Origin of the sequence: Enterobacter sp. Ap-867 (genome assembly GCF_011752855.1) — a bacterium.
Taxonomy (GTDB): Bacteria; Pseudomonadota; Gammaproteobacteria; order Enterobacterales; family Enterobacteriaceae; genus Cedecea.
This window is the reverse complement of sequence record NZ_VWWS01000002.1, coordinates 250,934-265,672: the sequence shown is the minus strand read 5'-3', so window position 1 is coordinate 265,672 and position 14,739 is coordinate 250,934. Positions and strand designations below refer to the sequence as shown.

14 protein-coding genes are annotated in these 14,739 nt (G+C 55.2%); 8 read left to right on the top strand and 6 right to left on the bottom strand.

The genetic code is table 11. The features are described 5' to 3' along the window. The first annotated feature begins 54 nt into the window (after positions 1–54). Complete coding sequence (gene msrA / locus F3J26_RS08840) at positions 55–690, top strand: peptide-methionine (S)-S-oxide reductase MsrA (protein WP_008460438.1); 636 nt, start codon at positions 55–57, stop codon at positions 688–690. A 47-nt stretch (positions 691–737) separates the two neighbouring features. Here msrA and F3J26_RS08835 read toward each other — a convergent pair whose 3' ends face one another. Both F3J26_RS08835 and F3J26_RS08830 read right to left on the bottom strand, forming a co-directional pair. After that, positions 738–1,394, bottom strand: coding sequence for a leucine-rich repeat domain-containing protein (locus F3J26_RS08835; RefSeq protein ID WP_008460437.1), 657 nt, complete (start codon positions 1,392–1,394; stop codon positions 738–740). Between the two features lie 249 nt (positions 1,395–1,643). After that, a complete protein-coding gene (locus F3J26_RS08830) occupies positions 1,644–2,978 on the bottom strand; it encodes a hypothetical protein (RefSeq protein WP_166993350.1) in 1,335 nt (444 codons plus the stop codon). A 317-nt stretch (positions 2,979–3,295) separates the two neighbouring features. Between F3J26_RS08830 and paeA the strand changes: the two genes are divergently transcribed. Continuing rightward, entirely contained in the window at positions 3,296–4,633 is a 1,338-nt protein-coding gene (gene paeA, locus F3J26_RS08825; RefSeq protein WP_039299843.1) for a polyamine export protein PaeA, read from the top strand. A gap of 221 nt (positions 4,634–4,854) precedes the next feature. On the opposite strand, the gene F3J26_RS08820 is transcribed toward paeA, so the two are convergent. Beyond that, positions 4,855–5,061, bottom strand: a complete 207-nt coding sequence (locus F3J26_RS08820) for a DUF1107 domain-containing protein (RefSeq protein WP_008460430.1) — start codon at positions 5,059–5,061, stop codon at positions 4,855–4,857. 325 nt (positions 5,062–5,386) lie between these two features. Here F3J26_RS08820 and F3J26_RS08815 point away from each other — a divergent pair, with 325 nt between their 5' ends. Continuing rightward, on the top strand, positions 5,387–5,947 hold the full coding sequence (locus tag F3J26_RS08815; RefSeq protein ID WP_166993347.1) for a YtfJ family protein: 561 nt from the start codon (positions 5,387–5,389) through the stop codon (positions 5,945–5,947). Here the strand turns inward: F3J26_RS08815 and cysQ are convergent. Beyond that, positions 5,937–6,683, bottom strand: coding sequence for a 3'(2'),5'-bisphosphate nucleotidase CysQ (cysQ, locus tag F3J26_RS08810; protein ID WP_008460426.1), 747 nt, complete (start codon positions 6,681–6,683; stop codon positions 5,937–5,939). The two genes, F3J26_RS08815 and cysQ, sit on opposite strands and share 11 nt — an antisense overlap. 201 nt (positions 6,684–6,884) lie before the next feature. Here cysQ and F3J26_RS08805 point away from each other — a divergent pair, with 201 nt between their 5' ends. Further along, a complete protein-coding gene (locus F3J26_RS08805) occupies positions 6,885–8,816 on the top strand; it encodes a bifunctional 2',3'-cyclic-nucleotide 2'-phosphodiesterase/3'-nucleotidase (RefSeq protein WP_166993344.1) in 1,932 nt (643 codons plus the stop codon). Positions 8,817–8,821: 5 nt separating this feature from the next. Here F3J26_RS08805 and F3J26_RS08800 read toward each other — a convergent pair whose 3' ends face one another. Next, positions 8,822–9,217 carry a winged helix-turn-helix transcriptional regulator gene (locus F3J26_RS08800; RefSeq protein ID WP_008460422.1) on the bottom strand — a complete coding sequence of 132 codons (396 nt, stop codon included), beginning with the start codon at positions 9,215–9,217 and terminating at the stop codon, positions 8,822–8,824. A 92-nt stretch (positions 9,218–9,309) separates the two neighbouring features. Between F3J26_RS08800 and F3J26_RS08795 the strand changes: the two genes are divergently transcribed. From F3J26_RS08795 to F3J26_RS08785, 3 genes are all read left to right on the top strand, one after another. Continuing rightward, positions 9,310–10,158 carry an SDR family oxidoreductase gene (locus F3J26_RS08795; RefSeq protein ID WP_166993341.1) on the top strand — a complete coding sequence of 283 codons (849 nt, stop codon included), beginning with the start codon at positions 9,310–9,312 and terminating at the stop codon, positions 10,156–10,158. A gap of 78 nt (positions 10,159–10,236) precedes the next feature. Then, complete coding sequence (locus F3J26_RS08790) at positions 10,237–11,058, top strand: AraC family ligand binding domain-containing protein (RefSeq protein ID WP_166993338.1); 822 nt, start codon at positions 10,237–10,239, stop codon at positions 11,056–11,058. Positions 11,059–11,138: 80 nt separating this feature from the next. Next, the gene (locus F3J26_RS08785; protein ID WP_008460419.1) at positions 11,139–12,104 is read left to right on the top strand and encodes a DMT family transporter; all 966 of its coding nucleotides are present in this window, start codon (positions 11,139–11,141) and stop codon (positions 12,102–12,104) included. 62 nt (positions 12,105–12,166) lie between these two features. Here F3J26_RS08785 and F3J26_RS08780 read toward each other — a convergent pair whose 3' ends face one another. Then, positions 12,167–13,822, bottom strand: a complete 1,656-nt coding sequence (locus F3J26_RS08780) for a methyl-accepting chemotaxis protein (RefSeq protein ID WP_166993335.1) — start codon at positions 13,820–13,822, stop codon at positions 12,167–12,169. 245 nt (positions 13,823–14,067) lie between these two features. On the opposite strand from F3J26_RS08780, the gene ytfE reads away from it, so the two are divergent. After that, entirely contained in the window at positions 14,068–14,733 is a 666-nt protein-coding gene (gene ytfE / locus F3J26_RS08775; RefSeq protein ID WP_008460417.1) for an iron-sulfur cluster repair protein YtfE, read from the top strand. Positions 14,734–14,739: the final 6 nt, after the last annotated feature.

Here is a 14,739-nt window from a genome sequence, read left to right as displayed (position 1 = left end):
CAGGTCTGATGACAACCGCTCGCTTTTTTGCCGATTTTCGGGAGATCCAACACCATGTCATTCTTCGACAAAACTCACAATGTGACGCAGGCCGATGCCCTGCCGGGCCGCAACACGCCGATGCCGGTCGCCACGCTTCACGCGGTTAACGAACACTCGATGACAAATGTACCAGACGGGATGGAAATCGCGCTGTTTGCGATGGGATGTTTTTGGGGCGTAGAGCGCCTGTATTGGGAGATTCCTGGCGTCTACAGTACGGCGGCCGGCTACAGCGGCGGCTACACGCCCAACCCAACCTATCGCGAAGTTTGCAGCGGCCAGACCGGCCATGCTGAAGCGGTGCGAGTGGTTTATGATCCGAAAGTCGTGAGCTACGAGCAGCTTTTACAGGTGTTCTGGGAAAATCACGATCCGGCTCAGGGGATGCGCCAGGGCGGGGACGTCGGCACCCAGTACCGTTCGGCCATATACCCGCTCACGCCGGAACAGGACAAAGCCGCCCACGCCAGCCTTGAACGTTTCCAGGCCGCGATGAATGCCGCCGGCGATAAACGCCAGGTCACCACTGAAATCGCCAACGCAGGTCCGTTCTACTACGCGGAAGACGACCACCAGCAATATCTGTACAAGAATCCGCACGGCTACTGCGGCATTGGCGGCATCGGCGTTTGTCTGCCGCCTCAGTAAGCTTCGCGATAAAGCCAGTCAACCGACTGGCTTTTTCTTTAACGTCGTTAGCCAAAGCCAACCCAGGCCTTTTGATTATTCACATCCAGCGTAGCGGAAGTATGCCCATTCCCGAGGCTGGCCATGCTGATGTTATTTGCCACGCCATGCTTATTCAGCGCCGCCAGCATCGCCCGCACGTTACCCGCCGATCCCTGATCGTTAGCCCCGACCAGGAACACCTCGGTTTTGCGCGCCGACGGATGCAAATGCCGGGACAGCATATCCTCCAGAGGGATCCCACCTGAGCCACTGCGCTGCGGATTATCCATATGCAGAGCCAGGCTTTTCCCATCCTGAACAATCATCGCCGCCAGACAAGGTGCCAGGTCGGTGGTGAATAAGGCCGTTTTCTGCCGGGGAGGCTGATGAATTACCTGCGCGCGGTTATTGCCCTGGGCAAAAAACTGCAGTTTGTAACCTTCATCCGCAAAACGTTCATGCGAGCGACGAAACGGTACGCCCTGGTTGTGCTGATTCATCGCCAGTTGCAGCGTTTGCAGGGAGCCCAACTGTAAAAGCGCTTTGGCCGGAAAGGTCTGCAGCGGGTTGCCGGACAAATTCAAATGTTTAAGGTGCGTCAGCGCGCCCAGGGAGTCAGGTAGCGCCGTCAGACCTCGCTCGCTCAGATCTAATGTTTCCCCACGGCACTGAAAGTTATTCATTATTTCGCTACACGCCGCCGCTCTGGCTTTGCCTTCTTCCGCTGTAGGAGCCGCAGCGGTCCAATTCTTGAGATCGCCGTGTAAATCACTCGCGTGCAGGCCAGAGGAAGCGGCCTTCACCGCTGCCGTTGAGGATGTGGTGGAGAATGGTGGCAGACCTGAAGGTCGCGCTGCCGTAGAATTAATATGCATAATCAGGCTCCGAAAATAGACTGCCTGTGTGTGGACGTAACTCCCCCATCGGTTCCTTTACACCTGCTGCTCTGCGGCATTAAGGGAAGTTGCTGGCTGGCGATTTAAGGCCGCCCGCAGCTGATGCCCGATCCAGCCTGCCGCCGAGTTCACGGCAGCAGGGACCTTTTCCTGCAGCGTTTGTGTCATTTTGTCCGCCACGGCGTCAGCAAGGATCTCAGCCGCAGGTACGGCGAAGAACACCGGGGCAGAGGCCACGACGTTGGTCGAATGGCTGATGGCGCTCAGCGAAGCGGCATTCACTCTGGGGAAGGCGTGGGCAACAGCTGCGCCAATCGCGCTACGCAGGCTAATCACACCGGCAAAGCCCCCGGCCAGCATCGCCGTTTTCCCAAGGCTCGGTGCAGAAAGAACGCTTGCCGTCGCTTTCAGGCTATCCGTGGCAATGTCCAGGGGCAGCTTCGCCACGCGCTGAGCGGCGTTTTTAAGCGTATCGCTCACCACATGCGTATTTTTCAAGTCAGTGAACCGCTGCTGCCAGTCGTTGCGCCCCAGCAAATACTCGGGCCCGGTTCGGCCTTTGTTTTCGTCCACCGCATGCAGAATGGCGCTCATCGCACCACCCGCCACCACGCCGCCCGCTGCGGACAGCCACGTATCGGCTTCACCGGCCACTTTCGCCCCGGCAAAATGCGTCAAGGTGGCCGCCGTCGCCAGGCGCGCCAGGTTACGTGCCGAATAGGTCTGAATGGCTAACCCGGTTTCTGCCACCGTCGTCAGCAAGCTCGCTTTTGCCTCTTTTACCGCTTCACGCATGGCCGGATGCAGGTCGCTGTCTTTGGCAGACAGCCACGGATTTGTTGCCGTGGCGCGGTTAAGCAGCGTGGTGCCAATGGTGTCGGCGATGCTGGACTGCAGGCCAGCATGGAGGCCAATTTCCGCCGCAGTGTGGGCAAAAGCGCTCAGCAGCGGAACTTTATCGTAGGCAACAGACGCGGCGGCAAACGGGATAGCTCGCACAGCACCTCGCGCAACTTGCCCTAGCCTGTCCAACTGGTGCCCTTTAGTCAGCACGGCTTCAACAGAGGCAGGCGTTTCCCCCATTTTGTGTAATTCACGGGTTCTCGACTCAATCAGAGCATGCATTTCAGCATGGTTATCGCCGTTAATATGTTTGCCAAACAGCGTGCCAAGCTGGTGATGGATCGCGGCTTCATTGGCCGAGCCATAAACGCTGTTACCCACGAAATGCAGGCTTTCATGCGCGCTTACGGCAGCAGAAGTGGCCACAGATGAACCCGAAGCGATCGACGCCGGTCGCTGGCTGCTGTGTTCCGGTAAGGGAGGAAGCTCCGCCGCCTGTCTGTGCACGGAAGTAACGGAATTGACCATGTGAACGCTCTCCTGATAGTGGGCTAACCGGTCAGGTGAGTGGCAAAAATAGAAGAAAAGTTCCGGGGATAAAAAGAAGAACAGCAGCTTATACAATGCGCCAAACGTTAATCCCATTAATCAAAAAACAGATCAATATAAACGCGGCTTTCCGCCGGTTAAATTACAGCCTCTGGTAGCACATCCCATCCTTACGCTATACTACCCCTTGAATTTGCTGGCTCGTTCACAAAAGCGGCCAGCATTTCTTGTGTTTGACCCCTGAGATTTATCCACTTTTCCCTTCCGAGGACCTGGCCACAACAGCCAGATAAATTATGTTAAACAGTATTTTGATAATACTTATCCTGATTGCTATTAGTGCCTTTTTCTCAATCTCTGAGATCTCGCTTGCCGCCTCTCGTAAAATCAAACTTAAGCTGCTGGCCGATGAAGGCAACGTCAATGCCCAGCGCGTGCTAAAGATGCAAGAAACGCCGGGCATGTTCTTTACCGTCGTACAAATTGGCCTTAACGCCGTGGCAATTCTCGGCGGTATCGTCGGCGATGCGGCTTTCTCACCGGCGTTTAAAATTCTGTTGGAGCGTTTTCTGGCTCCAGAACTCGCCGACCAGCTCAGCTTTATTATCTCATTCACCCTCGTCACCAGCCTGTTCATTCTGTTCGCAGACCTCACCCCGAAACGCATCGGTATGATTTCTCCCGAAACGGTTGCTTTACGTATTATCAACCCGATGCGCTTCTGTCTGTTTGTTTTCAGACCTTTAGTGTGGTTCTTCAACGGCCTGGCTAACGTTATTTTCCGCATCTTCAAGCTGCCAATGGTGCGTAAAGACGACATTACTTCTGACGACGTTTACGCGGTGTTTGAAGCCGGTGCGCTGGCAGGCGTGCTGCGAAAGCAGGAACACGAACTGATTGAAAACGTCTTTGAGCTGGAATCGCGTACCGTGCCGTCTTCCATGACCTCGCGCGAAAACGTGATTTGGTTCGACCTGCACGCCGACGAGCAAAGCCTGAAGTCCACCATCGCTGAACATCCGCATTCCAAGTTCCTGGTGTGTAACGGCGATATCGACCACGTCGTTGGCTATGTTGATTCCAAAGAGCTGCTGAACCGCGTGCTGGGCAACCAAAGCATGGCGCTGAACAGCGGCGTGCATCTGCGTAACGCCCTGATTGTGCCGGACACCCTGACGCTCTCCGAAGCGCTGGAAAGCTTTAAAACCGCCGGGGAAGACTTCGCGGTTATCATGAACGAATACGCGCTGGTGGTGGGTATCATTACCCTGAACGACGTGATGACGACGCTGATGGGCGACCTGGTCGGCCAGGGGATGGAAGAGCAAATCGTTGCCCGCGATGAAAACTCATGGCTGGTGGAAGGCGGCACGCCAATTGACGACGTGATGCGCGTGCTGGATATCGATGAGTTCCCGCAGTCCGGTAACTACGAAACCATCGGCGGGTTCATGATGTTTATGCTGCGTAAGATCCCGAAACGCACCGACTCGGTGAAGTTCTCCGGCTACAAGTTTGAGGTGGTGGATATTGATAACTACCGCATCGACCAGCTGCTGGTAACGCGTATCGACAATAAGCCTGTCGCGCTGTCGCCAAAGCTGCCTGATGGCGAAGCGCCTCAGGAGCAGTAAGCAAGCTCTACAAACACTAACGGCCCCTTCGGGGCCGCTTCAGGCAACGAGCAGCAGAACCAGAAAGAAGCATTGTCAGCCGCAGTTTCTACATAAACCAGGAAAACCATTGCATTGGTTTTCGGCTGATAGCCACAAAGAGGGAAAAACCACGCTTTTTCCCTCTTTGTCTATAAACACTAACGGCCCCTTCGGGGCCGTTTTTTTTACAACTTTTGGGCCTAACCCATATCCGCCTGTAAGCGCATCACCTGGCGGTTGACCTCGGACATGACCGAGTAGTGCTGCTTATCCTTAACTTTAGGGACAAGGATTTTGCCCTTATCAAATTCGAAAGCGCCAACGTCCTTGATATACAACCGTCCACGGAACAGGATCTTCACGTACTTCGCCACCTGAAGGGGGTTGTAACGTTGGAAAATTTTCATTGTTCTTTACTCCTGCATGTTAACGCCTCTGCGAGCTACATTTGGCCCGACAAAATGAGGCGAAAAAGTTTGGTGCTCGAAAACTATAGTCCAGATATCGAAGGTCACCTAGTGTGTAGAAGTTTTTTTACTAAAAGATTACAAAGTTGCAGAACAATATTTTTAAATGTAAAAAACGGCAGCGTAAGCCTTCAAATTTCAGGGTTATGTGCGTCAGCCCGCAAACTGGCACTTTGCTTGCGGGACAGATGCTTATTCAGCACATATGCTTAAAACATCGGCCCAAGTGGTCGGATCACCTGCTAACAACAATAAGGAGTCACCGATGACCCTGCGCAAAACGCTGGCGCTGTCTCTTCTGCTGCTGCTGCCGCTCATGGCCTCAGCCCACAACTTTGAAAATAATCAGCGAGTTTCCCCTATTGGCATTACCGATAAGGGCGAACTGGTGCTGGATAACAATAAGTTTAGTTATAAAAACTGGAATAGCGCGCAGCTGCCTGGGAAAGTGAGAGTCCTGCAGCATATTGCCGGCCGTTCGAGCGCCAAAGAAGAAAATGCGGCCATGGTCGAAGCCATCAAAGCGGCAAAATTCCCGCATGATAAGTACCAGACCACCACCATTGTGAACACCGACGACGCAATTGTTGGCACCAGCATGTTTGTGCGCAGCAGCATCGAAAGTAATAAGAAAGAGTTTCCGTGGTCGCAGTTTATCGTCGACAGCAACGGCGTAGCGGCGAAAGCGTGGCAGCTGCAACAGGGCGGCTCAGCTATCGTGGTACTGGATAAAGAAGGCAGAATTCAGTTCGCCAAAGATGGCCCGTTAACCCAGCAGGAAGTGCAGCAGGTGATTAGCCTGCTGCAAGGGTTACTCAGTAAATAGAAACACGGAAACCGGGGTTCAGGAACGACTCGCGCGGGGTATAGTCCAGCGGCTTACCCTGCCAGTCATGAACGTGCGCCCCGGCAGCGACCGCCACGGCGTGCCCTGCTGCGGTGTCCCAGATATTGGTTGGCCCAAAGCGAGGATAGAGCTGGGCCTGACCGTCTGCCACCAGGCAGAACTTCAGCGACGAGCCAATGGCCGTGGTTTGGTGCTCACCCATCTGCTGGAGATACTCTTTTAGCTCGCTATCGTTGGCGGCATGAGACCGGCTGACCACCACGCGCGGTGGGCGGGCATCCCGCACATGAATCTGATTGCGTACGCCGCACTCTTCTTTCCAGGCCTTCCCCTCTGCGGCGCTGTACATAATCTTCAGCACCGGCGCGTAGACAACGCCCATCACCGCTTTTCCACCTTCAATAAGCGCGATATTCACGGTGAACTCGCCGTTACGCTTAAGAAACTCTTTTGTACCGTCCAGCGGATCAACCAGCCAGTAGCGCTGCCAGCTTTGGCGGGTATCCCACGACTGGGGATCTTCTTCTGACAGCACAGGGATGTCCGGCGTCAACGCTTTCAGCCCTTTCAGAATAATGTCGTGGGCAGCAAGATCCGCCGCCGTTACCGGAGAGTCATCAAGCTTATGTGTCGCCTGAAGCGGTTTCTCTCCCTCATAAACTTGCATGATAGCGGCCCCGGCCTCGCGGGCCAGCTGGCAAATTTGTTCTAACATTCTCCACCTCGCGTTGTGTCTCTGCGCTACATCGAGCGAATAACTTATTGTTTTACTTATATCTCATTGCACCACGATGCGCTATCTGTGAAGCATTTCTGGTTTACCGGGCTTAAATTCTGGCAGACTTCACAAAATTGTAAGCAACAGTCTGTATATACATTGCCCTCTGTGGCGTACCTCTAAAAAGGACATTTAAACATGATTAAGTTTAGCGCAACGCTTCTGGCGACGCTGATAGCCGCCAGCGTCAATGCGGCCACCGTTGACCTGCGGATCATGGAAACGACCGATCTGCACAGCAACATGATGGACTTCGATTACTACAAAGATACGCCGACAGAGAAGTTCGGTCTGGTACGCACAGCAAGTTTGATCAATGCCGCGCGCGGTGAAGTCACTAACAGCGTGCTGGTGGATAACGGCGATATTATTCAGGGCAGCCCGCTCGGTGATTACGCGGCCGCAAAAGGGCTTAAAGCCGGGGAAATTCATCCGGTTTATAAAGCGCTGAATACGCTCGACTATACGGTCGGCAACCTGGGCAACCACGAATTCAACTACGGCCTCGACTTCCTGCACAAAGCCCTCGCTGGCGCGAAATTCCCGTATGTGAACGCCAATATCATCGACGTGAAAACCCAGAAGCCAATGTTCACGCCGTACCTGATTAAAGAAACAGAAGTCAAAGACAAAGACGGTAAAACCCAGACGCTGCGCATCGGCTACATCGGCTTCGTGCCGCCGCAAATCATGACCTGGGATAAAGCCAACCTGAGCGGCAAAGTGACGGTGAACGACATTACCGAAACCGCCAAAAAATACGTGCCGGAAATGCGCCAACAGGGCGCTGATGTAGTCGTCGTGATTGCCCACTCGGGGCTGTCCAGCGAGCCTTATCAGGCGATGGCAGAAAACTCCGTTTATTACCTCAGCCAGGTACCAGGCGTGGACGCCATTATGTTCGGCCATGCCCATGCCGTATTCCCTGGAAAAGACTTTGCCAATATTAAAGGGGCCGATATCGAAAAAGGCACCCTGAACGGCGTGCCTGCCGTGATGCCGGGCATGTGGGGCGACCACCTCGGCGTGGTAGATCTGGTGCTGAACAACGATTCTGGCAGTTGGAAGGTCACCAGCAGCAAGGCGGAAGCGCGGCCAATTTATGACAGCGTAGCCAAAAAATCGCTGGCGGCAGAAGATCAGAACCTGAAGAAAGTGCTTGAGCACGATCACACTGCAACCCACGAGTTTGTCAGCAAGCCGGTGGGTAAATCGGCTGACAACATGTACAGCTATCTGGCGCTGGTGCAGGACGATCCCACCGTTCAGGTGGTGAATAACGCGCAGAAGGCCTACGTCGAGAAATACATTCAGGGCGACCCGGATCTTGCGAATCTGCCGGTGCTTTCCGCCGCCGCGCCGTTCAAAGTGGGCGGGCGTAAAAACGATCCGGCGAGCTTTGTTGAAGTTGAAAAAGGCCAGCTGACCTTCCGCAACGCCGCCGATCTCTACCTTTACCCGAACACGCTGGTGGTGGTGAAAGCGACCGGGAAAGAAGTTAAAGAGTGGCTGGAGTGTTCCGCCGGGCAGTTCAACCAGATCGACGTGAACAGCACTAAGCCTCAGGAACTGATCAACTGGGACGGCTTCCGTACCTACAACTTCGACGTCATCGACGGCGTGAACTACCAGATAGACGTCAGCCAGCCGGCTCGCTACGACGGTGAATGCCAGATGGTGAACCCGAAGGCCGAGCGCATCAAAGACCTCACCTTCAAGGGTAAACCTATCGACCCGAATGCCGTCTTCCTGGTGGCAACCAATAACTACCGCGCTTACGGCGGCAAGTTTGCCGGAACCGGCGACAGCCACATCGCGTTTGCTTCCCCGGATGAGAACCGCTCGGTGCTGGCTAACTGGATCGGTGCTCAGGGCGAAATTCATCCTGCGGCGGACAACAACTGGCGTCTGGCGCCTATAGCCAGCAAGCAGCCGCTGGACATCCGCTTTGAAACCTCGCCGACCGACAAAGCCGCCGCCTTTATCAAAGAAAAAGGCCAATACCCAATGAAAAAAGTCGCTAACGACGACATTGGTTTTGCTGTCTATCAGCTTGATTTAAGCAAGTAAGTGCCTCAGGCGTCCCGTTTCTCCCGGGACGCCATTACCTGCGGCAAATTCCCCTCGATCCAGTCGGCCAGCGCGGCCACTTTCTCGGCAATTTCGTGGCCCATCGGCGTCAGCGTGTACTCTACGTGCGGCGGTACAACCGGGTAAGATTTGCGATCCACAAAACCGTCCGCCTCCAGCCACTGCAGCGTCTGCGCCAGCATTTTCTCGCTCACGCCGCCCATCTTGCGCCTTAAATCGCTAAAACGATGAGTGCCGTCCTGTAATGCCACTAAAATTAAGACACCCCAGCGGCTGGTCACGTGTTTCAGCACATCCCGCGAGGGGCATTTGTCGCTAAACAGATTGCCGTTGCGCAGCTGCTCGCTCAGCGTCATGGGCGCTTCGATGATTTCACTCATTTAACACTTACCTTTTTGTACGTACTTACTAAAAGTTAGTTAGGGTGCTAGTGTGGCACAACTTGTTCGAAACATCACTCAGGAGATTGATCATGATTGCGATTACCGGCGCATCCGGCCAGTTGGGCCGCCTTGTTATTGAAGATTTGTTGAAAACCGTGAAAGCCGAAGAGATCGTGGCCGTTGTGCGTAACCCGGCCAAAGTTGACGATTTTGCCAGCCGTGGCGTACAGGTTCGCGAGGCAGATTACGGGGATGTGTCAGCCCTGGCAAAAGCGTTCTCAGGTGTGGAAAAAGTGCTGCTGATCTCCTCCAGCGAGGTTGGCCAGCGCGCCGCTCAGCACAACAATATTATTGCCGCAGCTAAACAGGCAGGCGTGAAACTCATCGCCTATACCAGCCTGCTGCATGCCGACAAATCGCCACTGGCCCTCGCCGAAGAACACATTGTCACGGAGCAGCAGCTCAAAGCCTCCGGCGTTCCATTCGTGCTGCTGCGTAACGGCTGGTATACCGAAAACTACCTGGCCAGCGTACCGCCTGCGATTCAGCACGGCGTGTTTATCGGCAGCGCCGGGGAAGGCAAAATCGCCTCTGCAACGCGGGCTGATTACGCGGCAGCGGCTGCTAAAGTGATGACGCTGGATAACCAGGCAGGCAAAGTTTATGAGCTGGCGGGAGATCGCGGCTGGACGCTGACCGAACTGGCGGCGGAAGTCAGCCAGCAAAGCGGCAAGCCCGTGGTTTATCAGAACCTGAATGAGGCCGATTTTAAAGCTGCGCTGCAGGGCACTGGCCTGCCGGAAGGCTTTGCCGCGCTGCTGGCCAACTCCGATGCTGGAGCGGAAAAAGGTGGTCTTTTTGACGACAGCCACCAGCTCAGCAAACTGCTCGGTCGCCCAACCACATCGCTTCGCGACAGCGTGAAAAGCGCCCTTTAATTGTTAAAAAGTGGTTAATAACTAGCCCTGTACGCGGACATCTCTATAATAACGGGAGAATCCGCGTGGAGAGAAAGCGTGCAGGGAGTTCCCGAGCAGTTTAGCGATGAGAGAGACAGCGCCCAGTTTCGGCATTTGCCGCAGTTGCCGGGCGTTGAGCTTTATCATGCCCATATTGCGAAGTACGCCTTTGAGCCACACACCCACGAAGCCTTCGGCATCGGGGCCATCACCTGGGGTGCAGAGCGTTTCCGCTACCGGGGCGAGCAACTGGTTGCCCCCACGGACTCGCTGGTGCTCATGAACCCGGATGAGCTGCATACTGGCGAAGCCGCCAGCGAAGACGGCTGGCAGTACCGCATGATTTACCTGGATCCTAACCTGCTGGAGTCGCTGACCGGGGAGAGAAGCTGGTGGTTTAACGCCGCCGTGAATCACGATCCCGCCCGCGCCCGCCAGGTTTCGCAATTTATTGCGGGCCTTTGGCAGGCCGAGGATACGCTCACTCAGCAGGGGCTGTTGCTGAATCTTGTTGAGGCATTTCGCCCCTATGCCCGCCATCTTCCAGGGCCTCACGAGGCGGCGAACCGCTTCGCCCTCGTCCGCGAATACCTTTACGACAACTATATGCACACCATCACCCTTGAAGATTTATCGGGGCTGGTGTCCCTTAGTCCTTACCATTTCCAAAGGCAGTTCAAAGCCTGTTATCACGTCACTCCGCATCAGATGCTGATGGCGATTCGCCTGTGGCACGCCAAACAATTCCTCACTAACGGCATGCCCGCGGCCCAGGTTGCCGCCGCCAGCGGCCTGACGGACCAGGCGCACCTGACCCGCGCCTTTGCCCAGCGCTATGGCATTACTCCCGGGCGTTACCAAAAGCAGGTCACCCGCTAACAAGACAGCAACCTGGTACAATACGCCACAGTACGATCACCCTACACTGCCGCTAAATTGTGTTGTTGCAGGAAATAAAGATGTTAAGTGGTGTGCTGTACGCCCTGCTGGCGGGGCTGATGTGGGGATTAATTTTTGTAGGGCCAATTATCGTCCCGGACTATCCGGCTGCCCTGCAGTCGACCGGGCGCTATCTGGCCCTTGGGCTGATTGCGATTCCCATTGCCTGGCTTGGGCGTAAGCGCCTGCGCGAGCTGAGCCGCCAGGACTGGTTTACCGCCCTGAAGCTCTCGAGCGTCGGGAACCTGATTTATTACGTCTGCCTGGCAAGCGCCATTCAGCGTACCGGGGCGCCTATCGCGACGATGATCATCGGCACGCTGCCGGTGGTGATCCCCATTTTTGCTAACCTGCTATACAGCAAAAGAGACGGCAAGCTGCCGTGGCGACGCCTTGCCCCGGCGCTGGTGGTGATTGCCGCCGGGTTAATTATGGTAAATACCGCCGAGCTTCGCGGAGAGCAGGCCGATTTCAGCTGGTGGCGCTACGCCAGCGGTATTCTGCTGGCCTTTGTTTCGGTGGCCTGTTGGGCCTGGTATGCCCTGCGCAATGCCCGCTGGCTTCGGGAAAATCCGGATAAAAACCCAATGATGTGGGCCACGGTTCAGGGGCTTTCCACGCTGCCCTTCTCGCTTATCGGTTATGTCGCCGTGTGCATTTGGATGGGCAGTCATGATTCAGGCTTTACCCTGCCTTTCGGCCCGCGCCCGGAAGTCTTTATCACCCTGATGCTGGCGATTGCCGTTCTTTGTTCGTGGCTGGGTAATCTGTGCTGGAACATCGCCTGCCAGCGCCTGCCGACGGTCATTGTCGGCCCGCTGATCGTCTTTGAGACCTTAGCCGGCCTGGCTTACACCTTTATGATTCGCCAGAGCTGGCCGCCGCTGCTGACGCTCGGCGGGGTGCTGTGCCTGACGATTGGCGTGGTGCTCGCGGTGCGATCCAAACCGGAGAAAGCAACGGTGGTTCAGGTTTCCGAGGCATAAAAAAGCCGGGATTTACCCCGGCCTTAAGAAGAAGGTCCCGGCTAAATATCGCCGGGGTTTTTTTAGAAGGTTTCCCAGTTCGCATCCGAAACCGGCATCACCTGTTTGGCTTTTAATTGCGGCGTTTTTACGTGAGCTGCTTTTACGAGACTCGGCGCACGACGGCTGATTTTAAACACCGCTACCGCTTCATTAAGGCGCGAAGCCTGCTCTTCAAGCGCAGCCGCTGCGGCCGCGGACTCTTCGACCAGCGAGGCATTCTGCTGGGTCACGCGGTCCATCTCCGCCACGGCCTGCCCAACCTGGTCGATACCCCGGCTTTGCTCGTCCGACGCGGACGCAATTTCACCCATAATATCGGTAACCCGGGTTACGGCGCTGACGATTTCCGCCATCGTTTTACCGGCTTCATTCACCAGATCTGAGCCTGCGTTAACGCGCTCGCCGGAATCATCGATCAGCGCTTTAATCTCTTTTGCCGCCTGGGCACTGCGCTGGGCAAGCGTCCGCACTTCACCCGCGACCACGGCGAACCCACGCCCCTGCTCACCCGCTCTGGCCGCTTCTACCGCAGCGTTAAGCGCCAGGATGTTAGTCTGGAAAGCAATACCGTCAATCACGCTGGTGATTTGGGCGATTTTGCTTGAGCTGGTGGCAATTTCATCCATCGTCCGCACCACGCCTTCGACCACATTGCCGCCTTTTTTCGCGGTCGTGGAAGCGTCCAGCGCAAGACGAGAAGCCTGCCGTGCGTTGTCGGCGTTTTGCTTCACCGTCGCCGTCAGCTGTTCCATGCTGGCCGCCGTTTCTTCCAGCGAAGCCGCCTGCTGTTCGGTACGGGAAGAGAGATCGTTGCTGCCGGCAGAGATTTCACCGGCGCCGGTATAAATGGTGTCGGCCCCGTCGCGCACTACGCTGACGGTATTTGCCAGGGCGGTTTGCATCTCTTTCACGCTATTAGCCAGCAGGGCCATTTCGTTTTTGCCTTCGGCCTCAATAGGCCGGGTCAGGTCACCTGCGGCAATGGCACGAATATGATCCATCACTTCACGCAGCGGCATCAGCAGGACGCGACGCATCGCGACCCAGCTCACCACAATCACGCCGATGACGCCAAGCATGACGACGCTGAGGATCCACAGAATCCGCTGGTAGTCGGCCTGATTATCGCGCACGCCCTGGCTGGACAGCTCGGCCTGCTCATCGCGCCATTCGCGGTAGACCTTCTGCATCACCACCTGCTTTTGTTCCGCATTCTGCTTGAACATTTGCTCGAGGTTGCCCTCGGCCAGGAAGGTGTTCATTTTGGCAAGCGTTGAAGCGTAGTTATGGTATTGCGCTTCCAGCTCATCGCTCAGGTGTGGACGTAAACCTGGGGTATCGGGTAACGCCTGATACTTTTCGAAATGGCTTTGCGCTTCCGCCAGCAGTGAATTAGCCGTGGCGACTAACTCCTGGAGCTGCCCGCCGTTGATCTGATTCGCCATGCTGCCCTGAATACGCAGCATGCCGCGGTTCAGCGTGACGCGAGCCTGGTTGAGGCCGATCCAGGCATCGGTAAATTCAGCCACGTTCTGGCTGGAGAGTTGGGAGACAGTGAAGTTGTTCTTATCGTTATTGAGGGCATTGATGAAAACCGTGGCTGACAGCAGCTGCATGAGCCCCAGCACAATTAACACGGTAACCAGTAAGGTGATAACTTTCATTCTTTTAAACATGTATAGCCTTTTCTTATGCAGATATTGTCCGACGTCTAACTATCGGCAGTACCTCATGGTTATTTATGCTTCGTCCATCAACAAACCACCATTTTTGGGGATTTTTTGTAATCATTCAGTATGTTAAGCAGAAAACATTTTTTGTGATCCACATCTCGCTATGATCGCTGCCCCGAAAGGGTTATAGTGCCCACATAAAGATGCATTTAAAATGCATCTTATATTTCATGATGAGGAATCAAGCTATGGCCTACCGCGATCAACCTTTAGGTGAACTGGCGCTGACTATTCCACGCGCTTCCGCGCTGTTTCGTAAACTGGATTTGGATTTTTGCTGCGGCGGGAAACAGACGCTACTGCGCGCGGCAACGCGTAAGGAATTGGATCTGGACGCTATCGAAGCTCAGCTGACCGCATTATCCGAAGAGCCGGTAGAAAAAGACTGGCGCGCTGCGCCGCTGGCAGAAATCATCGACCACATTATTGTGCGCTTCCACGACCGCCACCGTGAGCAGTTGCCGGAGCTGATTCTGCAGGCAACCAAAGTCGAGCGTGTCCATGCCGATAAGCCCAACGTGCCGAAAGGGCTGGCGAAATACCTCACCATGCTGCATCAGGAATTGAGCAGCCACATGATGAAAGAGGAACAAATCCTGTTCCCAATGATTAAGCAGGGCATGGGCACTCAGGCCGGCGGCCCGATTAGCGTGATGGAAAGCGAGCATGATGATGCGGGCGAACTGCTGGAGGTGATTAAGCACACCACCAATAACGTCACGCCTCCGCCGGAAGCCTGCACGACGTGGAAAGCGATGTATAACGGGATTAATGAACTGATTGAAGACCTGATGAACCACATCAGTCTGGAGAATAACGTCCTGTTTCCACGCGCGTTGAGCGGGGAAAAATAAGTAGTT